18 protein-coding genes and 2 pseudogenes are annotated in these 20,287 nt (G+C 60.8%); 10 read left to right on the top strand and 10 right to left on the bottom strand.

The genetic code is table 11. The features are described from left to right. Positions 1–157: 157 nt before the first annotated feature. From IG197_RS34840 to IG197_RS34815, 6 genes are all read right to left on the bottom strand, one after another. Positions 158–463 carry a hypothetical protein gene (locus tag IG197_RS34840; RefSeq protein WP_192321532.1) on the bottom strand — a complete coding sequence of 102 codons (306 nt, stop codon included), beginning with the start codon at positions 461–463 and terminating at the stop codon, positions 158–160. 1,795 nt (positions 464–2,258) lie between these two features. Next, the gene (locus IG197_RS34835; protein ID WP_192321530.1) at positions 2,259–2,480 is read right to left on the bottom strand and encodes a hypothetical protein; all 222 of its coding nucleotides are present in this window, start codon (positions 2,478–2,480) and stop codon (positions 2,259–2,261) included. Between the two features lie 49 nt (positions 2,481–2,529). Then, positions 2,530–3,423 carry an ATP-dependent DNA ligase gene (locus IG197_RS34830; RefSeq protein WP_192321528.1) on the bottom strand — a complete coding sequence of 298 codons (894 nt, stop codon included), beginning with the start codon at positions 3,421–3,423 and terminating at the stop codon, positions 2,530–2,532. Between the two features lie 266 nt (positions 3,424–3,689). Beyond that, on the bottom strand, positions 3,690–3,959 hold the full coding sequence (locus IG197_RS34825) for a hypothetical protein (RefSeq protein ID WP_067969230.1): 270 nt from the start codon (positions 3,957–3,959) through the stop codon (positions 3,690–3,692). Between the two features lie 11 nt (positions 3,960–3,970). After that, positions 3,971–4,735, bottom strand: coding sequence for an SOS response-associated peptidase (locus tag IG197_RS34820; RefSeq protein ID WP_192321526.1), 765 nt, complete (start codon positions 4,733–4,735; stop codon positions 3,971–3,973). A gap of 31 nt (positions 4,736–4,766) precedes the next feature. Continuing rightward, positions 4,767–5,072 (bottom strand): hypothetical protein, encoded by a 306-nt coding sequence (locus IG197_RS34815; protein WP_067969235.1) that lies wholly within the window; start codon positions 5,070–5,072, stop codon positions 4,767–4,769. Between the two features lie 244 nt (positions 5,073–5,316). Here IG197_RS34815 and IG197_RS34810 point away from each other — a divergent pair, with 244 nt between their 5' ends. Next, positions 5,317–5,625, top strand: coding sequence for a hypothetical protein (locus tag IG197_RS34810; RefSeq protein WP_192321524.1), 309 nt, complete (start codon positions 5,317–5,319; stop codon positions 5,623–5,625). Between the two features lie 178 nt (positions 5,626–5,803). Next, complete coding sequence (locus tag IG197_RS34805; RefSeq protein ID WP_192321522.1) at positions 5,804–7,330, top strand: FAD-dependent oxidoreductase; 1,527 nt, start codon at positions 5,804–5,806, stop codon at positions 7,328–7,330. Positions 7,331–7,485: 155 nt separating this feature from the next. Here the strand turns inward: IG197_RS34805 and IG197_RS34800 are convergent, their stop codons facing one another. Together IG197_RS34800 and IG197_RS34795 are read right to left on the bottom strand one after the other, a co-directional pair. Beyond that, a complete protein-coding gene (locus IG197_RS34800) occupies positions 7,486–8,502 on the bottom strand; it encodes a nucleotidyl transferase AbiEii/AbiGii toxin family protein (RefSeq protein ID WP_192321520.1) in 1,017 nt (338 codons plus the stop codon). Next, positions 8,495–9,088: a DUF6088 family protein gene (locus tag IG197_RS34795; RefSeq protein WP_192321518.1), complete on the bottom strand. Its 594-nt coding sequence runs from the start codon at positions 9,086–9,088 to the stop codon at positions 8,495–8,497. Before IG197_RS34795 ends, IG197_RS34800 begins: the two co-directional genes overlap by 8 nt. Before the next feature lie 83 nt (positions 9,089–9,171). On the opposite strand from IG197_RS34795, the pseudogene IG197_RS36535 reads away from it, so the two are divergent. Then, positions 9,172–9,400 (top strand): annotated as a pseudogene (locus IG197_RS36535) (pyridine nucleotide-disulfide oxidoreductase); the annotation flags it as partial. 115 nt (positions 9,401–9,515) lie between these two features. Continuing rightward, positions 9,516–10,138: pseudogene (locus IG197_RS34790) on the top strand (xanthine dehydrogenase family protein subunit M); the annotation flags it as partial. 148 nt (positions 10,139–10,286) lie between these two features. Here the strand turns inward: IG197_RS34790 and IG197_RS34785 are convergent. Next, complete coding sequence (locus tag IG197_RS34785) at positions 10,287–11,399, bottom strand: TRAP transporter large permease (protein ID WP_246765557.1); 1,113 nt, start codon at positions 11,397–11,399, stop codon at positions 10,287–10,289. Between IG197_RS34785 and IG197_RS34780 the strand changes: the two genes are divergently transcribed. Beyond that, on the top strand, positions 11,362–11,955 hold the full coding sequence (locus tag IG197_RS34780; protein ID WP_256441292.1) for an aminotransferase class I/II-fold pyridoxal phosphate-dependent enzyme: 594 nt from the start codon (positions 11,362–11,364) through the stop codon (positions 11,953–11,955). The two genes, IG197_RS34785 and IG197_RS34780, sit on opposite strands and share 38 nt — an antisense overlap. Before the next feature lie 650 nt (positions 11,956–12,605). Here the strand turns inward: IG197_RS34780 and IG197_RS34775 are convergent. Continuing rightward, on the bottom strand, positions 12,606–12,878 hold the full coding sequence (locus IG197_RS34775; protein ID WP_192321512.1) for a DUF6522 family protein: 273 nt from the start codon (positions 12,876–12,878) through the stop codon (positions 12,606–12,608). A gap of 143 nt (positions 12,879–13,021) precedes the next feature. Between IG197_RS34775 and IG197_RS34770 the strand changes: the two genes are divergently transcribed. The 5 genes from IG197_RS34770 (at position 13,022) to IG197_RS34750 (ending at position 20,224) form a co-directional block, all read left to right on the top strand. After that, positions 13,022–13,486, top strand: a complete 465-nt coding sequence (locus tag IG197_RS34770) for a group III truncated hemoglobin (protein WP_192321510.1) — start codon at positions 13,022–13,024, stop codon at positions 13,484–13,486. A gap of 47 nt (positions 13,487–13,533) precedes the next feature. After that, positions 13,534–13,965: an Rrf2 family transcriptional regulator gene (locus IG197_RS34765; RefSeq protein WP_192321508.1), complete on the top strand. Its 432-nt coding sequence runs from the start codon at positions 13,534–13,536 to the stop codon at positions 13,963–13,965. 1,560 nt (positions 13,966–15,525) lie between these two features. Next, positions 15,526–16,263, top strand: coding sequence for a sigma factor-like helix-turn-helix DNA-binding protein (locus IG197_RS34760; RefSeq protein ID WP_192321506.1), 738 nt, complete (start codon positions 15,526–15,528; stop codon positions 16,261–16,263). 3 nt (positions 16,264–16,266) lie between these two features. Beyond that, positions 16,267–16,866 (top strand): hypothetical protein, encoded by a 600-nt coding sequence (locus tag IG197_RS34755; protein ID WP_192321504.1) that lies wholly within the window; start codon positions 16,267–16,269, stop codon positions 16,864–16,866. A gap of 1 nt (position 16,867) precedes the next feature. Next, the gene (locus tag IG197_RS34750; protein WP_192321502.1) at positions 16,868–20,224 is read left to right on the top strand and encodes a UvrD-helicase domain-containing protein; all 3,357 of its coding nucleotides are present in this window, start codon (positions 16,868–16,870) and stop codon (positions 20,222–20,224) included. Positions 20,225–20,287: the final 63 nt, after the last annotated feature.

Raw genomic sequence — 20,287 nt, 5'->3', positions numbered from 1 at the left:
AGCTGTCGGCAAAAAAGCGCGTCGATCCCAGAGACGGCTTCCGCCCTCCAGCCGGCAATAGCTGCCATTCCTCTCCCACCCCATTCTCGCCGAACCATGCGTGGTTAAACGATCAGTCAGCAACCCGTCTCATTCGGAACCTGTGCTGTAGTCGCAATTACGTTCCGCAGAATGTCTGCAGGACGCGCTCTTCGTCTGCTGGTGGCCGCGCGTATGCCTCCATCTCGGGCTGCTCGTCGAACGGGCGCGCCAGGACGGCGAGCAAACTCTGGAAAGGGCCAAAATCGCCTTCTACGGTGGCGGCGGCGATGGCAGCTTCGACACGGTGATTGCGTGCTATGTACTTCGGGTTCACCGTGCGCATCCGAGCAGGCCGGTCGGCTGCATTCTCACGCCGGGGCATGTTGCCATCAGGGTAAGATCGCGACGGGTGGAGGCCGTGTTTTCCGGCGATATCATGCATTGGCCGATGCAATGCATCCATCCGGAATGGAATTTCGGCTACGATGCAGACCCCGACCACGCCTATCGGACCCGGCGCGCCTTTCTTGAAGCCTGTTCAGACAGTGGCCACCTGGTCATGACGTCACATTTTCCCTTGATAGCCTTATTGCAGGTTTTGGTCGGCCTAGGGGCCGCTGTGCTTGCAGTATCCGTGGCGAGCGCTGAACCAGCTGCAGCAATCACGATTACCATCTTCGCCCTTGGATTGGTTGGTTCCGGCGCTGGTGTTTTGGCGGCATCGTGGTGGCCTTCGAGGCGATTGAAAGCAAATCTCCAGCAACGGCCCGCACAAGGCGACCCAGTCATCTCGCCCACCATCTGGGCGTTCCCGTCAGTTTCGCCGTCTTGGCTCGAGACGGGCGGATATCTGCCGGTGCGGATGATCGAAGAGCATTCCCGGATCATGACGCGCAGCGCCAGGGCGTCGCATAGGTCGTGCGGGAGACGTCACTCAGGCAGGCGGCTCTTCTCGGCTGCTGCAAGTGCTGCTTGGACCAGGGAATCAATCATCTCATCCGGGTAGACCTCATCCGGGCAGTATTCTTCTGCAACAGTCCGAGCCAATTGGCGCAATGTGTCTGGAGCCGTCGAGCCTGACGCCGCTATCTGTCTCATTACTGCGTGGATGATGTCGAAGTCGAAGGCGGAAATTGGAGCTATCATAGCTTCCGTCCTCTAATGTGGGGCGGAAGCTTGGTCTGCGCTCACAGCCGGCGATGCCCATACAGTTACCGCCGATGGAATTAGCGTATTCCTAGAAATCTCGATTAGCTACTCATCTTGGATTGCAATATGCAATTCATGGGATGAGCACTTCGGTTATCGTCGCATGCCGAAGCTTCTCTTCGCCCTTGAGGTGCCTCGCGATGACGCGCAGAGCCGGCTGGACAGGCACCGCGGCTTTGTTGCCGGGCGCCGATCGGCGTGGCGAACTTGCCGCTGTGGAGATATTCCAGCGCCTGCCACAGCTCGTCGCGCCTTGCCTGCGGCATAGATTGATTGGTTCCGGCGCGCTGGTGTTTTGGCGGCATCGTGGTCGCCTTCGAGGCGATTGAAAGCAAACCTCTAGCAACGGCCCGCACAAGGCGACCAGTCATCTCGCCCACCATCTGGGCGTCCCCGCCCGTCTCGCCGTCATCGGCACCGGCAGGCAATCACCCCTTTTGCAGCCACTCACGGCTGAGTTTACCGGCCGTTAACGCTGCCGCGGCACCATGGCTGAAGCGGCCATGTTTGCAGTACCGCCGACTAACCCCCCAATCACCCCGCTGCCGAAAGGTGGCGGGCCTTTTTTGGTTTTTTGGGGAACCTCAGCCCAAATCGTAGATTATCAGTAAGCCTGCACAAGGCGACGTGGTGTTGTCGCTTTCGACCACGTTCGAGGTGAAAGCCTGCCGGAGTTTTACCCACGGCAGGCTTTCACATATCGCGGAACCATTCTCGTATTGCCGAATTTATGATGCCGGAGCGACCCGACACCCCCCCACCGTCGTTCGCTCCTGAGCAGCAGGCCTGCCGCTTCTATTCCAACTGGAAGCGGTAGGCCTTTGCGTGAAAAAGGTAGGCGAAATGACCGACGAGCCAAGGGAACCGCTTAGCATGGGAGACTTCTTGGTTCGTCGCTTGATGGAAGAGACCGGCATCACGGAACAACAAGCTCGTAAGCTTGTTGCGGATCTCGGATATCAGTGGTCATCCCTTGTGAGGGAAGCCCGGTTCCTGGCGAAAAAACGCTAACGCCGGTACGCTTGGTCCTATCCGACCTTCCTGATGCGCCCCTTGTCGATCCGAAATATCCCTCTCGCGCCACCTTGGCGCTCGAAGTCGGTTTGCAGATCGTCCCACATACCAAGATGTCGACCGCAATCCTCACACGAGATAGGCGAATCCGGCTGCACATCATCGGGAATACGCATGCGAATGGTGCCGCAAGAGGGACATTCGAGCTTGTGATTGAGGTACTGAGCGTCGCCCATGATCAGATCCTCCCGCTATGCCTAAATCGTATTCAGGCGAGGACGGATTTCAAGGGGCCAGGATCTCCACCACCGTTGCATGCCGCAATTTTTCCTCGCCGCGCAGGTGCTTTGCCATGACTTTCAGAACGGGCTGGACAGGCACCGCGGCCTTGTTGCCGGCACCGATAGTCGTCGCGAAGTGGCTGGTGTGGAGAAATTCCATGGCCTTCCACAATTCATCACGTTGCGCTTGGGGGATGGCCGGGATTGCTCGGCCAACATATCGCAGCTTGGAATCGGTTTCCTGGGCCAGCAGCAGCGACGGTGCGTCTCCGCGCTTGCGCTCGTATCCGATAACCACGAATTCACCTGTCATGTAGGCCTTCGTTTTCAGCCAATCCTTCGACGGACCGCTGCGGTAGATGCTCGCGCGGCGTTTCGAGACGATGCCTTCGAGGCCCATCCTTTCCACTGCGCCGAAAAATTCAGCGCCGGAGCCCTCGAAAGACTGGCTGAATTGAATAGGGGTGTCAGGCCGGTTTGGGCCGAGCAGGATCTCAAGTCGGGACCGTCGTTCCTCGCAACGCACCTTATATAGGTCATTGCCGTCCACCCACAGAAGGTCGAAGGCGTAGAACAGCAGGCTGGCGTTCTCCCATCGAATAGCCGTCGCAAGCTTCTTGAAGTCAGATCGGCCAGTCTCGTCTTGCACGACCATCTCGCCATCAAGGATTGCGTCACATCGGATCGTCTCCCGCGCGGCAACCAGCACCGATCCATACTTGTTCGACCAATCATGGCCGTTACGGGTGTAGCCGTAGGCGTTGCGGCCGATGAGGTGGATCTGGGTGCGGTAGCCGTCATATTTGATTTCGTGGGACCAGCGGTCGCCTTCTGGCGGCTTGTCGACCAGCGTCGGAATACAAGGCGGGATGAACGCAGACCGGTCCTTGTCTGTCATCGATCAGCCGTTGCGAAAGCGGCCCGCTTGGTTGTTGCCAAGTCGGGCCGCCCGCATTGCGTGGTGGGGTGGGCATGGCAGCCGACGCAATACTCAACTCTTGGATTTAGGCCTTGCATCGACGTCGCACCTCACCGTGCAAGGCTTAGTGTTGCTCGCGCGAGAGTTGCGGGCAATAGCCCAATGGATGAGGGCAACCTAGCCAATTCGTAAGCGCTGTGCCGCCCACACATCGGCCAGCTTCGGGCTTGCGGGCAACTTTGCCATCACTCCATGTCGGGGACTTCGCCGGCCTGGTAGAGGATCGTGGGCTCGCCATACTCGCCGATCGCCGGATTTGCTTCCCGGCTCCATGCGATAACGCCGGCGTGCTCGCTCTCGATCATCTTGGCCAAGCGCCTGGCCGCGTCTTCGCTCTGCATCTGGCGAGGGTCGAACGCGGGCTTCAGGTCGCCTTCCTCGTCGCGGTTGAACGCAGCCACCACGATGAGCTTGGGCATTTTCTGTTGTGGGACGACATGACCGGTATTCGACATCGAGGAATCTCCTAGATCAACGACGCCTGGGATTGAGGTGAAACGATCTGCGTCTCCGGAAGATCCACTACGGTCAGCATGTCGGCAGGCAGCGGACGCTGCAGTTTGCTCGCCTCTGACCAAGGGGCGGTCAGCCACGTTTCGATCTCTTCTGGCGTCGTCAGGATGACGGGCATTGCCTTTTCGTGGATCGGGGCAACGACAGCGTTCGGACTGGTCGTCAGGAAGGCATAAACTTCCCAGTCGAGGACGCCGTCACGAATGGTGCGCGCGCCGCGCCATGGCGTCCACAGCCCCGCGAAGACCGCCAGCGACCGAACTTCATTGAGCGCAAACCAGAAATTCCGGTGCCGGCCGGTGAGCGGGTCTTTGTCGCCCTCGATCGGGCTCGGCTCTGCGAAGCTGGTGAACGGCACCACGCATCGGCTTTCGACGCCGAGAAAGGGTGCCCAATGCTTGCTGTCCGTCCGTCGGATGTTGGTAACGCCCTTGTCGGGCTCTTTCTCCAGCAGCGCCTTGAAATCGACTGTTTGCCCCTTCGCTTCAAGCTTTGCCGCCCGGGCCTTGGTGGCTTGGAATTGCACGTTCGAAGCCGTGGGCATGCCCCAATTGAGCATCGCCAGTTGCCGGCGCCCTTCGAAGTTGCGTACTACAGGCCCATTGCGGCCGGGATAGACGTCGATCGACGGCTCGAGGTTGCCGGCGATGTCGTCGAGCACCTTGGTCAGCGCGCGCAGTTCGTCCTGGGATGATGAGAAATTGTAGAGGTTGCACATTGGGGAAGACTGCCGTGGCGTGCGGGTGCCGTCAATCGCGGCTGCACCCCAGTGGACCCTCACCGGGTTCATATGGAGCCGGGTCTTTGCCGCATGCCTTCACCGCGGCTGCCTGTGCTCTGTACCAGATGACCGAAATCCTCTCGTCTTCCTCGGTAGGTTCCAGGTCTTCGCCGTCTAGGGAATAGAGCGGCTCGTGCGCATTCTCGACCTTCCATGTCGAGTAATCGCCTTGTTCAGGGGTAACGCCATACATGTCGAGGATAGCCTGAGCTGCTGCCAGGCCCCGTTGGGTTTCGGTTGGCGATGCGCCGGGGATTTCAAGGGTAAGGGGCATCAGTAGATCCTCCCTGAGCCGTATACTTCCTGCCTTCGGCCCGATGTTCGTAGCAGAACCAGTGCGGCGTTTGCTTGCCAGTGGCAAAGCCCCAGCCGCCGTGCTTCTTGCAGCCGGGATGCTCGCAAAAGTGCTCATAGATGCCGCCGGGCTTGCGTGGTGCCGTATTTTGCTCGTCGCTCATGCCCATAGGTTAGCGTGATGTGAATTGACTCCGCAAGGAGTTTGTTCCTATTTCGTTCTCATGCCGCAGCCGAGCCGAACCATACCCTTTCCGCTTTCCAAGCTGAACGATGCCCGCGATCTGGTCGAGGTTCGGTGCAGCTACTGCAAGCGAGCCCATGTCTATTACCCGACGGACCTTATTCAGCTGTTCGGCGACGTCGACGTCGATTCTCTTTCCGGCCGGATGAAGTGCGAGAGTGTCCCTGGCGGCCATGGGTTCCTCAAAGTAGAGCGCGTTTTCTCAGGCTCCAGGGAGATGGTCGGCAAGAAGATCCGGCGGCTTGTTGCCATTCAGGTGAAGCGCGTGCCGGTCTGGAAGGAAGAGTAATGGCCGACGGCTCAAATCTTGGTTCCAGGCGCGCATATCTCAATGAATTGCATTCACCTGCAAGCTGAATTCATTTGCCTGCCGGATGGAAAGGCGGAAAACTCCTGGAAGCTGCCCGCTGGGCGAGCCCAGCGCCCCCTGATCAACTCCGGCAGCCGCGCTTTCAAGGAGGGAGAAAATGGCCGGCAGTCATTCAGATGCGAGCGGACCCGATCTCGCGCAAGGTATTGCAATAGCCGACCTTCCCGATGGCGGCAGGCTTCTCGGCCATCGTGATGGTGAGCCTGTATTGTTGGTGCGCCGCGGCGAGGAGATTTTCGCTGTCGCCGCTGCCTGCTCGCACTATGGGGGACCGCTGGCCGAAGGCCTCATCGTCGACGAAACCGTCCGTTGTCCCTGGCATCACGCCTGCTTCGACCTGCGCACCGGAGAGGCGTTGCGAGCACCGGCGCTCATGCCTCTTGGCTGTTGGTCGGTCGAGCAACGCGGCGACAGGATAATTGTCGGCGAAAAGCGCAAGAAGCTCTCGCCTGCTCCCCGCGCAGGCGATTCCGGGACTCCGAATAGCATCGTCATTGTCGGCGGTGGTGCCGCCGGGTTTGCGGCCGCCGAGAGGTTGAGGCGCGAGCAATATCAGGGCCCGATCATCATGTTCAGCGATGACGAATCCCTGCCAGTAGATCGGCCCAACCTATCCAAGGACTACCTTGCCGGCACGGCACCACAGGACTGGCTGCCGCTGCGCAAGGAAGGTTTCTACGCCAAGAACGGTATCGATCTGCGTCTCGGGGCCAAGGTCGCTGAGCTCGATGTCAGGGCGAGCGACGTCGTACTCACCGATGGGACGAGGATGGCTTTCGACAAGCTGTTGCTTGCGACAGGCGCCGAGCCGGTCCGGCTGACCATACCCGGCTCCGACCAGCCCCATGTCCACACCTTACGCTCGCTGGCCGACAGCCGCAGCATCATCGCCCAGGCTGGAACGGCCCGCCGCGCCGTCGTGCTCGGCGCAAGTTTCATTGGCCTGGAGGTCGCCGCTGCCCTTCGGACCCGTGGAGTTGAAGTGCATGTAGTCGCGCCTGACAAGAGGCCGATGGAGCGGGTACTCGGCCCGCAGATGGGCGATTTCATCCGTGCCCTGCATGAGGAGCACGGCGTCATCTTCCACCTTGAGGATACCGCCACGAGAATCGGTGCAAAGGACGTCCAGCTACGCAGCGGCCGAACCATCGCCGCCGAGATGGTCGTGACTGGCATCGGCGTGAGGCCGCGGCTGGGTCTCGCGGAAGCTGCAGGCCTTACCATGGATCGCGGCGTGCTCGTCGACCCCTGTCTCGAGACCAGCGTGCCTGGCATTTTTGCGGCCGGTGACGTCGCGCGCTGGCCCGATCCCCATACTGCTGAAAACATCCGGGTCGAGCATTGGGTCGTGGCGCAACGCCAGGGAGCAACTGCCGCGCTCAACATGCTGGGACACCGGATACCATTTACCGACGTGCCGTTCTTCTGGAGCCAGCATTACGACGTTCCGATCAATTATGTCGGCCATGCCGAAGGATGGGACGCAATCGAGGTTGAAGGCGATATCGCTGCCAGGGATTGCCTCGTGCGGTTCAAGCGTGGCGGACGCACGCTCGCAGTCGCCACCATTTTCCGTGACGGCGAAAGCCTTGCTGCGGAATTGGCGATGGAGCGCGACGTCTAGCGCTTCGGATCGACCCAAGTGCCGCCTCCGTTTCACTTGGCTGGTTCCGGAGTCGTGCCACGCCGTAGTGCCGCTGAACGGTTGTTCATGACGGTGCCCGGTGCGTTATACGGCTCCCACCGTCGCCATTCCGATCCTCGAGTCAGCATTTCCCCCTATGCGCCCACGCGATTGGCCCGCGCGGCTATATCGGCGCATCTTGCCATAAGCGCCTCGAAGGGCTCGGCCTCCTCCAGCAGCAGCCCGTCCTCGACCATACGAATGTAGTCGTTCTCCAGCGCCTTCAGCGCGTCGCCATCGGGCACAAGACGCAGGCCGCCGTTGACCGCGACCGCATAATCGATCGGTTCGCGATCGTCCGCCTTCTCGGCGAAAAACATGCCTTTGTGGCGCGCGACCGCCTGGGCGAGCTCTCTATCCGCAAACGCAGTGGTCGCTAGGCCAGCCTCATCCAGCCTGGCGATGTCGTGCCAATGACGCGCGAACCTGTCGCCACGCAGTCGTGCCTGCAGGCAGAAGACATGGATCGCCGTCGCCTTTTCCCAGAACGTCCGCTCGGCGTGCATAACGCGCGGCCGCGCGGTGGGAAATTCCACCGCGTCCACCAAGCCCGCCGCATCGCAGACGACATCGCGCGGACCCGCCGGCTCACCGGTTGAGCGAGCCCCAAACTCGAGCATCACGCTCGGCGCGACATATCCCGAACCGGTCGCCGTCGCCTCGTAGTCGATGAACAGCTTGTCGTCTTCGATGCGGATCGCCGCCGCCAATCCCCCACTGGCAAGCGCATTCGCGATGGTTGGCTGCGCCGTTCCCGCCACCCACCCGGGCAGTCGCTTGCGCACTTCGCTCGACCAGCGCTTTTCCTCGCTGCGGGTCTTCGGCAAGGCCTCGCCGTTGGCGCCCACCAGGTCGGGAGCAAGTGTGCGGATATCATAGGTCAGGTCGACGTCCTCCGAAAATCGACGGATGACCCCGTAGGCTTTAGATAGTGATGTGCCTCCCTTGAAGACCAGGTGCTCACCCAGGGGCGAGCCGTAGAGGGCGGCAAGTGCCCAGACCACCCAGACATCCTTTTCGAGCAGATGCGCCGGGCGACCGGACCGGTCGGCCGCGATGCCCAAGACTTCACGGCGATCCGCGGCCGAAAGGCTGAGGAATGCGTCAGCCATGCGCCGCCTTTCCGACGCTGCGGGCAAGCCAGGTCGGAAGCTGCGGCGCTGCCGCCACCAGCTCGTTGAAGGTGGTCTGCGGAAGTTTGCGCTTTAGCGCCAACAGCGCCCCCTCGGCCTTCTCGGGACCAAGCCAAGCCAGCGCGCGGACTGCCTCACCGGCCGGTCGATTGGCCAAGGCGAGCTGCCAGCGCGGCGCGTGCCGCAGTTCGACCACCTGCTTGCCGAGATTCATTTTCCGGGTGCGGCCCGAGGTCAAATAGACCGACCGGACCGGAACCTGTGTCGTGAGGCCAAGGGTGTTGGCGGCCGCCGCACCGCTGGACACGATGACTTCGCCGCGCTGACTGGCGAGCGCCTCGACCGCCTGCTCAACCGAAGGCGACCGCGTGCCAAACCGGCTCGTCACGGGACGCAGATAGACGCCACGGCCAGCGCGGATCAGTTCGCCACGCTCCGCCAGGCGCGACAACGCCTGGTCCACCGCAGCCCGATTGCCGAGGTGAAGCAAGCTTTTCGCGGACACGGGCGTGCCCTCGGGCAATCCGCCCGCATGCGCCAAAATCTGTTCGCTCAACCGTTGCATACCGATCTCCTGTCAGAAATATACGCAGTTTTCTGACAGTTTACAATCGGCGCTTTAGTCCGACTAGCTCAGTTGAGGTTCCCGCCGTGCCGTTCTTCTGGAGCCAGCACTACTCGTTCCGATCAATTATGTCGGCCATGCCGAAGGATGGGATACAATCGAGGTTGAAGGCGATATTGCGAGGTTAAAGGCAATATTGCTGCCAAGGATTGCCTCCTACGCTTCAAGCGTGGCGGACGCACGCTGGTAGCCACCATTTTCCGTGACGGCGAAAGCCTTTGTGCGGAATTCGCGATGGAGCGCGACGTCTAGCGTATCGGATCGACCCAAGTGCGCCTTCGTTTCACTTGGCGGGTTCCGGAGCGACCTACTAAGTCCGCTCGCTTCCCATAGCCCCCGAACATGCCAATGCTCCTACCATGGCCGGATCGAGGATCGGGACGATGGCGGCCTGTTGATCGGCGCGACGGTCAGGAACACGGCGCTCGCCAACCACCGGTCGGTCGGGGAAAAGTACCCGTTCCTCGCGCGGGCGGTGCTGTTCGGCGCGTCGGGCCAGATTCGCAATATGGCGACGGTGGGTGGCAATCTCCTGCAGCGCACGCTTTGCGCCTATTTCTACGACCTGACGTCACTCTGCAACAAACGTGCGCCTGGCAGTGGCTGCGACGCCGCCGGCGGGTTCAACCGCACGCATGCGATCCTCGGCGCGTCGGAAAACTGCATCTCCGTTCATCCTTCCGACATGTGTGTAGCGCTGGCCGCGCTCGATGCGACGGTGAACATCACCGGGCTGAGCGGCGAGCGCTCCATCGCCTTCGGAGACTTACACAGACTCGCCGGCGACACGCCGCACATCGAGACTGAACTCGGAGCGGACGAACTGATCACCGGGATCGACATCACACCGCTCCGCTTCGCACGCAACTCTCTCTATCGCAAGGTGCGCGACCGGGCGAGCTGCGCCTTCGCGCTCGTCAGCGTCGCAGCGGCGCTTGAGGTAAAGACGGAAAGGTAGGCGACGTGCGCCTGGCGCTCGGCGGCATCGCCCCTCGGGGCCAATAGGGGGTCGACTGCTGACGGTCGGCTTGGGAGCTTGCTAGGCAGATGGTGCCCTTCAACCCTCTCGTCCTCAGACGACCGCGGGCAGCCGACCGTCACCGCGGAGGCGAACCATCGGCAAATTTGTTCCAATTCATTATCCAAACACCGCGTTGGGCAGCCAAAGCGCGATCTGCGGGAAGACAATCAGCAAAGCTAGCAACAGGAGCATTGCGACGAGATAGGGCATGACGCCGCGCATCACCTCGCCGATAGGTGCTTTAGATACTTCTGAAACGGCGAAAAGGTTCATAGCAACCGGCGGTGACAGCAGCCCGATTTCGATGGTGACCACGACGACGATGGCGTAGTGAACCCGGTCTATGCCGAGAGCGTCGAGGATCGGCAGCGTCAGCGGAACGGTCATGAGAATGGTCGCATAGGCTTCCAGCACCGTTCCAAGGACGATCAACACGATCGTCATCAGCACAAGGAACTGCCACGCCTCCAAGTTGAGGCCAACCACCCAGCGCACGAAGTCGGCAGGCAGTCCGGACCGGCTGATCCAGTAGGACAGCAGAGTCGCGCCGGCGACGATGATAAGCACAGCGGCCGTCTGCGACATGCCTCCCGTTAGCAGGGCCGGCACCTCGCGCATACGAATGGCTCGATAGACGAGGATGCTGATAGCCAGCGATAGCACAGCGGCGAGCGCAGAGGATTCGGTAACCGTGACGAAGCCGCCATAGATGCCGCCCAGCACCAGGACCGGGATCGTTAGAGCTGGCAGCGCCGCGATATTTGCCCGACTGAAGTCTCGCCAGCCGGGGAACGGTTCGGGCGTCATGTGGAGCCTCCGCGAAGCGAGGAATGCGACGACCATAAACATGCCGAGCATCAAAAGCCCCGGCACTACGCCAGCCAGGAATAGGCGCGGGATCGAGGTTTCGGCAATCAGCCCGTAGATCACAAGCGGCAGGCTTGGCGGCAGCAGGATGCCCAGCGTTCCGGCAGCGGCAGTGAGTCCAACGGCGAACTGGCGAGGATAGCCGCGCTCGACGAGCGCCGGGATCGCCACCGAACCCATCGCCATGGCGGTAGCAACGGACGAGCCGTTAATCGCCGCGAACACACCAGTGGCGGCGAGCGCTGCAATCGGAAGCCCGGCGGGCAGCCGACCCAGCCATGCAGCCGCCACCTCGATCAGGGCCTTGGCGATGCCGCCGCCGCGTATGAAGGCTGCGGCGAGCACGAAGAAGGGCACCGCCATCAGCGACTCGGAGTTCATCGAGTCGAGGATCGCCTGGCTGATGCCGGCAACCGACTCGTTGGGGCGGCGCTTTCCGGACCGTGTCATCCATATCCTGTCATATTCGAAGACGTTGGGGCCGGATTTGAGACTGGCCGTACTGTCGAGCTCCGCGAGCGTTGTAGAACAGATCCAATCATATCGGAGCTTCAGCGCCGGTTGGACGAGCCGCATCCTGCAGGCTGCCACGTCCTGGCTCCTGCAGGATGGCGAAACCGAAAATGTAGTGCGCCGGGCACGGGCGGCCTACCGTGAGCGCCGACATGCTCTGGCGGGGGCCTTGTACGAGCACGGGTTGGAGATCAACGCAGGCGACGGGCTGAGCGTTCTGGTTCCGGTGGAGTCGGAGAACTACGCGCTGATAACCTTGGCCTCGCGCGGAATCGCCGTCAGTGCAGGCTCCAGGTTCTCGACGAAGCCAACCAGCTCCGTTCGCGTCGCCACCAGCGTCCTTCAATTGTCAGAGGTCCATCGCGTCGCCGATGCTATCTCGGCGGCTGCTGCCACGCCGAGATAAGCGCCTCGCAGACCCAGTCACGACAGAAACTCCAATTTTCGGCCGAAAACCCTGCCGAGTAGCTGGACAAACGGCCGGCGCCTCCATTCGAGGCGTTGCACCCGGCACGATCCGTTCTTCGCGTAATCAGCATTTCGTATGGCAGCAGCGATCGACACTGAATGTCAGGCTCTGGTGTCCCCGCCAGCCTTCCTCAACACTGTTTGGTTAACCGAGCGAAATGGCCGCGAATTTGCTCCGACATCGCCCGGCATTGTCGTCCCGTCGGACGTGCCGATGTCTGCACTTTATGCGCTGCTTTCTTAAATTAGCTGACGTTCCAATTCCCGGCAGACGCACAGGCGAGAGGCGATCGCGCGGTTGCAAGTGTACACGACTGGGCCGTTGGCGACTGGTATCCGTGGAGGGCTCGACACGGCCACGCGACGGGACACAGCCGGCGCACTTTGTCGCGCTGATCGCACCAGCCCTCCTGACTTCCGATGACGGTTCATACGAACATCATGATCACCGCATAGCCGACGGTTACCAGCACCAGACCGGCAACCAGCATGGGCACGAGCGTACTGCCTGAATCTTGATCGTTCATGATTTCATTCCTGCTTCTGAGTGAACGGCGCTTGTTGCAGCTGCGGAGGAGCGTGGTGGTGTCAGTTTGCCACCGCCGAAGCTTGTCCCAATTCGAAGGACTCCTCACTGACGATGCGGTTGTCGGCATCGACGATTGCACGCCAGACCGAGTTTCGATTGCGCACGGTCAGGCGCTTTAGGCCCTTGTCGCCGTCGATGCCGCACTCCACCATGCTGGTTACGAGGCCGAGGCGCATTCGTCGTTGAAGTTCGTGCTCTTCAATGGAAAGCCGCTGCGCCAGGAACCTTGGCTCCAGGACATAGTCTCCGCTCTGGTCAGGCTCGAGCTTCATCCAGTTTCCTTCATCGCGGCGACGCTGTGCGACATAAACATACATTGACGATATATGTTTTAATCTGCATCGTGAAGCCTGAACAGACGTCAAAAATGGACGACAAAGGGCCGCACCAGGCTCGCTGACGGCGGGAGCCCAGCATGACCGAAGACACAAAACGTGAAACAACGATCGTCATCGACGGTCGCGTGCTGCCCGGACAGCTGGATGAGCAGATAATCCGCGACGTGGTTCATGGCTTCTACGCCGAGATTCGGAGCGACGCCCTGCTCGCACCGCTGTTCAACAAGGCGATTGCGCCGCATGACTGGCCACCACACCTGACGAAAATGTGTGACTTCTGGTCATCTTTGATGCTTCGCACCGGCCGTTACGACGGCCGCCCGCTCCCACCACACCTGACCCTTCCTGGCCTGGGCGAACAGCATTTCCGGCGATGGCTTAGTCTGTTTCGCGCAACCGTCATCAGTCTCTGTCCGCCGGAGATCGCGGCGCTGTTCATGGAACGGGCTTTGCGTATCGCGCATTCCTTCCGCCTTGCCCTGGCTCACAATCGCGGTGAAAGCACCTTGACCGTAGAGCCGATCACGGCCGAAAGCCTGTAAGCTGCCGGACAATCGGCAAGCAGGCACGCGGTGAAGGTTGGATCGAAATGAGACTGACGAATTTTTCCGACTACACGCTCAGAATGCTTATGTTTGCGGCGTCGGCGGGGGATCAGCTGTTCACCATCGAAGAGACAGCGCGCGCCTTCGGTGTGTCGAAAACGCATCTCAACAAGGTGGCCAACAGGCTGACACGCGCTGGCTATCTTGTCGCGGTTCGCGGAAGGTCTGGTGGGTTGAAACTCGGTCGCCGGCCAGAAGACATCCGGATCGGCGACGTCATCCGGTTGACAGAGCCGGATTTCGCACTGGTCGAGTGCTTCGCTACCGGGAACCAGTGCACAATCACACGGTGCTGCAAACTTTCCACCATGCTGCACGACGCGCTGTTGTCGTTCCAGAGCACCCTTGATCGGTACACGCTCGCCGACATCGCGCTGAAGCCCACCGATTTCCTGGGGGACACATCCCGCGCCTAGCGACGTGCCGACATGGGCAGTGTCAGTGATGGCGGAGCCCGGTGTTGGCCGTTGCGACTGGCGGCGGTACGCCCGATTTTTCGCTGCACGCCGAGCACGAGACCGACGGCGACCTGCACTACCTTCACTGCATTTGGCCCGGGGAGGATCTGTGACCGGGCGGTGTCTACGTGAGGATCAGCCCTGCAGGAGGCCATTTGTCCCTAGGCTTTCGGGCGCCTCCCGCCTATTCGCACAGTTCGTTCAGGGGGGTGGGGGACGACTGAGGGAGGCAAATGAGGAAAGCCGTAATCAATTCACCTGCTCGTGTGAGCACTGACCCCTTCTATTCCTCTGACTGTCGCCTCGCATTAGAGCCGTCGATCCAAGGCTTGATGGACATGGCCATAAAGGCAGGTTGGACCCCGAACGAAGTCACTATACCATCATGATGCTGGGCGTTCAAAAGCTCGAGCTTTGTTCCACCGATGAGCAACATCGACTGGAGGCCACTAACGTCACGCGACACCATAAATGGTCATTCCAAGCAAATAGACCGAGCGCACTTCTTTCCCCGGCAGGCTGCTCGCGCCTTTAGGCCGTGCGAGCAGAGCCAGGCTCGAGCCTCGGCACCTTGCAGTGAAGTCCGCACGACTTGCTGGTGATCGTGATATCTGCTTTGCTGTCATTTGACCTCGGGGGAACCATGAAATGGCACCAGGCAAGATTGTCTGCCCGATTTGTAGAAATGGGGCCAAGAAGGGGCCCGCTGCGACCGGTGACTATTTGGCTGTCGACTGCACTTCGTGCGGACGCTTTCAAGCTTCCGAATCCTTTCGAGAATCCGCCAAAGCCCAATCAATAGCAGCTCGACGGCACGCGCTTGAGCTGGCGAGGTTGAGGGCGCCGTACGGGGCGATGCCTCACGTAACCACTTACGACATCCCATAGCAGGCGCAGTTTGCAGACCCCTCGCCGGTTTGAGCGCTCAACTGGCGCTGTGGGAACCGTTTGGGCGACCAAGGGGCCGTTTGCTGCCAGGCAGCTTTCAGCTTTGAAGGTTATAGAACCGGACTCTCGGATTGCCGACCGATAAGCTGATCCGCAGCCGAGAGACGCTGAACGGTCTGGCGCGCGAACTCGCTGATAACGGAAAAGCCGATCCGGTTGGTCGGGCTCACGGTATCAAATTTCGCCGATGTCACAGGAGGTTTTGCTTCCGCGGCTGTCGACGCCATCCATGCCGCGGGCATTGCTGCAGGCGAACGCGAACCCGAACGCCCGATCTACCTGGAGCAAGGCGAGCCTCGCACCTTAAGCTCCATTCTGGTTTCTTATTCGGACATCGCTGCTCATTATCTCCCTTCGGCTTGAGAGTGAGATGGAGGGGTGGCCGGATGACGCAATATTTGTGAATCTATCCAAGTGAGTCGACGCCGGTTGCCTGGATCGATCGCGAGTTCGCGTACCCATTAGGGAGGCCTCGGCGTTGCCGCGTCCAATCGATAAATCTAGAATAATCCCAACCGCAGAATTATTTTTCCCTTTTTCCCACTCCCAATCCGATCAGGTGAGCAGTCGATGGCCGATGAACTAGGAAACAGCATCGTGCAGCCGCTTGCCAAGGTCAGTAAGAAGCAAAAAGTCTATAAGCGACCGCCTGCCGTCGAAGAGGAGATAGAAGCGACGCTTGCCCTGCCCTTGCATGATGCCTTTCGCCTCGCGGCATCAGGCCATACAAGGCCGCAGACACTCGTTTATCTCATTCGCAACTTCCGGCCGAACCGGCCAACCCCGCAATATGACGCTATGGTGGTCGCGTTCTTCTCGCGGCTCGAGCGCTCCGGCGATCGCATTCTGCGCGACCTCTCCGAAAATTTCCGCGAGCGCGCTCACACCATGGTCCAGAGCAAGGTGCTCGAACTCATTCAAGAGAATGATCTCGACATCTTCGAATGCAGCTTCAAGCTCGGTGCCGAGCGGCTCTACCTGACGGCCCGCTCGAAGATGAAGCTACGCGTGGCGACAGAGATCTCCCGTGAGGATTTGGCACCTCCTGATGCCGAGGTGAGCACAGAAGAAATCGCTGATGCCCTTGCCGCTCGTGCCGGGCGCGCGGGGACGCCGCTCGCTGCGGTCAAGGCTGAGCTCCAGAGCATCTACGCCCTACTGACCGACGAAGAACGGATCGCGGTGGGGCACATCCACGCGATGGGATTGACGTACGCCGAAGCGGCAGTCGCGATGGGCTGCTCGGACACGAAGGTCAAATATCTCATCAAGCAAGCGCGCGACAAAGCGCGCGAGACAAGGACCTGAACCATGACCAAGAAACTTCAGAGCGCGGAAGTGCTCGACGACGTCCTGGCGACACTTCATGAAATGTTGGAGGACGATGCCACCCGCGAAGATGTGCTGCGATTTGCTGCGCTGAACCCCGCGTTTCGTGGAGATATCTTGGCCTTTGTGGCCGAATGGGTCGCGTCCGAAGGGAGCGATCTTGGCGACGAGGATCCGACAGGTGAGCGCACGGCGCGCAATCATCATTCAATTCTCGAGCGCTTCTGGGCGCCGGTGCAATCGCAGGCTTCCGATCCGTTCGATGCGATGGACTCTGACGACATTGACCGGATCGCGGCCAACTGCCGGATCGATACGGGCATATTGCGCAAGCTGTGCCGGTGCCTGATTGATGTCGGTACAATACCAGGCCAGCTGCTCGTCTGGCTCGCGGACGAATTGAGGAGCTCGCCATCGGCGCTCCACGCTTTCCTCGACGGAGTGCCAGCAGCGGCGGGCGCCGATTATTTCGCGCCGCAAGGCCGGACTGCGCCCGGTAAGGTCAGTTTCGAAGCAGCCGTCAAATCATCGACGCTCGACCTCTCGCAGAAGCGCTTCTGGTTTCCGGATATGGCCGCCTGACATGGATGGTTTCGCCGCCGTCCGAATCGCAGCTCACCGATTGCGGGCCGAAATCGGGGCAACCGATCTCACCACCGCGACAGATGCGATCCAGGCGGCGGCGAGCCATCGCAAGCTCAAGTTGCGGCCCCTCGCGGCGGATGATCCGGAGCTCGAAGGCGCACACGGTCTGTTGGAACGCAGGTTCAAGCAGGTCCTGTACCGTAATGACCTCGGTGTCGAGCGATCGGCTGAGGTCGTCGCGCACGAGATCGGACATTTCGAGCTACATGACGGACCCGAGGTTGGCTTCTATCCGCGCGCAGCCTCTAACGGTGGCGATCCCAATCAACGCATCGAGACTTATGGGATCAAGGAGCGGCGTGAGGCCCAAGCAAACACGTTCGCGCGTGAGTTCATTCTGCCGCGCGCGACCGCCAAGCGCCTCTATTTCGAGGGACGGAATGCCACTCAGATCGCCGGACTTCTCGGCGTTCCGTATGAGACAACTCTACAGCAACTGGCGGACGGACTATTGCTTCCGGACCTCCTCCCAGACGTGCCGCGGACGCCCCGCCCTCCCGAAACCGCCTGTAACGAAGCTCAGAAGCGCGCCGTCGATCACCGCGGGCCGCCCTATTTGCTGAGTGCCGGCCCGGGTACTGGTAAGACTAAGACTCTTGTCTCACGCATCGCTGACTTGCTCAGCAAGGGTGTGCCGGCGCGAAAAATCCTTGCTCTTACGTTCTCGAACAAGGCGGCGCTGGAGCTTGCGGAACGCGTCGAAGCTGTCGCCGGCGGTCAAGTCGTGAATATTTGGACCGGGACATTTCACGCCTTTGGTCTCGATACGATCCGCAAGCATCACACACTATTCGGTCTGCCAGCCGATCCGAAAATCGTTGATTCAAGCGAAAGCGTCGCGATGCTGGAGGAAGCGCTGCCAGCGCTTGGCCTGACCCACTACCTCAATCTGTACGAACCTGCACTGGCGCTGCGCGACATTCTGCGCGCCATCTCACGGGCCAAGGATGAGCTATGCACGCCCGATCAATATGCCGCGCTTGCGGCAGCGATGCGCACGAATGCCACCACCGACGAAGAACGCCTTGCTGCAGCCAAGGCAGATGAAGTGGCGACGGTCTATGCGCACTACCAACGCCGCCTCGAAGAGGAAAAGGCCATTGACTATGGCGACATCATTATGCGCCCGATCATGATGATGCGCGAGGACAAGGATTTCGGCGCCTTGATGCGGGGCCGCTTCACGCACGTCCATGTTGACGAATATCAGGACATCAACCTAGCCAGCGCCATGCTCGTGCGCGAACTCGTCGGCGAGGAAGGTGAAAACCTATGGGTCGTCGGCGATGCGCGGCAGTCAATCTACCGCTTCCGTGGGGCGTCGGCATCGAATATCGCGCGATTTCAACGGGAATATCCGCGCGGGCAGCGCGACAGCCTATCCGAAAACTATCGCTCGACGAGTGAAATCGTGAACGCCTATTCGCGCTTCGCTTCGACGATGAGCGTCTCGCGCTATGCAGGTGCTGCGGCGCTGACCGCGACCCGCGGGCCGAGTCAGACCGCGCCTAGCTTGCTCGCGGCCACCGATGACATCGCGGAAATGGACGCGCTCGCCGGCTCGATCCGCGAACTTGAGGCGGCGGGCGTAGCGCTGCGAGACCAGACCGTCTTGTCGCGCAGCAACGGCAATCTTGCGCGTTTCGCGGACGAACTCGAAGCTCGGGGCATCCCGGTACTTTATCTCGGGCCATTGTTCGAACGCCCCGAAGTGCGCGATTTGCTGTGCGTGCTCTCGCTCATTGCGGACGACAGCGGCACGAGCCTCATCCGTGTCGCCGAATTTCCCGACTATGCCATCCCTCAGAACGACGCCGTGGCACTTCTGGAACACGCACGCACCACCGAGCAACGCGCATTCGACCTGCTCAGGCGACTTGAACAGCTCAGCGATTTGTCGCCGGCAGGACGTGCCGGCCTTCAGAAGTTGGCTCAGCATCTTCATGGAGTAACACAAGGCACCACGCCGTGGCTGCTGGTCAGCCAATATCTGTTCGATCGCAGCGACTATCTCCGCACGGTGCTGTCTGGCCAGGCACCGTCCGACGAAATGCGCAGGGTCGCGGTACGGCAATTGATCGACTGCCTGCGCAACATGCCGGTTCAAGGCAGCGGTACGCCCATCCGGCGTGCCCTCGATCGGATCAGGCACATGATCCTGCTCGCCGATGAGCGCGATTTGCGCCAGCTTCCAGCAGAGCTCGACGAACTCGATGGCGTCCGATTGATGACCGTGCATGCCAGCAAGGGCCTTGAGTTCGAAGCGGTTCATTTACCGGGGTTGTACGCCGGCTCGATACCATCGGCGAACCGTCCGCCCGTCTGTCCGCCCCCTACGGGCATGATCCTCCAGGTCCAGGATGAGGACGCGCACGAAGCCGAAGAAGAGTGCATCCTGTTTGTCGCGCTGTCGCGTGCCAAAACGCATTTGAGGCTTTACAGGCCGTCTCGGCGGGGATCGCGAAATGCAAGCCCGTCGCGGTTCCTGGAGTGGGTGACGATGACGACTGCCGTCGCAGCGGTTCCAGTGCCGCGGACTCACCCGGTCGCGGCACTCAATCCAATTCTCCTACCGCCGCCGCCGACGGACCTAACGGCGCGTGACATCGACAACTTCTCCTCATGCCCCCGACGTTTCTACTATGAGCGAGTTCTGAATCTCCGGCGTCGAACGCGCGCCGGGGCCTATCTCGATGCCCATGGCTGCATCCAGGCTGTGATCCGCTATGCCCGCGATCTCGACGATGCGCAAGCCTATGATCCTGCAGAGGCAGAGCGCATTTTCGATGAAGCCTGGGCCGCCAGCGGACTGGCCAAGCATGCGTTCGGCGACGCCTATCGCCGGCTCGTGATGTCGATGCTCGGCAGGCTTCATGTCGCGGCAGCAGGCACGGCCACGCGTCCGGGCGAGCTCACGACGACAATTGGCGGCAATGCCATCGGCGCACTGGCCGATCGCATATTCGAGATTGACGGAAAACTTGTTGTTCGCAATCTGCGCTCGGGAAAGCCCTCCAGCGGCGACCCCGATCGCCTGTCCGCGACAATCCTGTTGAAGGCGACCCGCGAGACGCTGGGCGCCGGCGCGCGCGTCGAGAATCATTATCTCCTCGGCGAATCCGTGCTCGAGATCGGTCAGACGGCAGCGAAGTACAACAAGCGCATTGCGGACTGCGAAACCGCGATCGACGACATCAGTGCGGGCAAATATCCCGCAATCACCAGCGATTTCCGATGCCCCCGCTGCCCTTACCTGTTCGTCTGCCCGTCCCCTGGAGGGCTGGTGCAGGCCTGACGGCTGGCGCGGGAGACCACCAGTTTTTTCTCCGCAGATTTTTCCTTTTTGGCCCGCCTCACC

This window comes from Aminobacter sp. SR38, assembly GCF_014843375.1.
Taxonomy (GTDB): Bacteria; Pseudomonadota; Alphaproteobacteria; order Rhizobiales; family Rhizobiaceae; genus Aminobacter; species Aminobacter ciceronei.
This window is presented reverse-complemented; position numbering and strand designations above follow the sequence as displayed.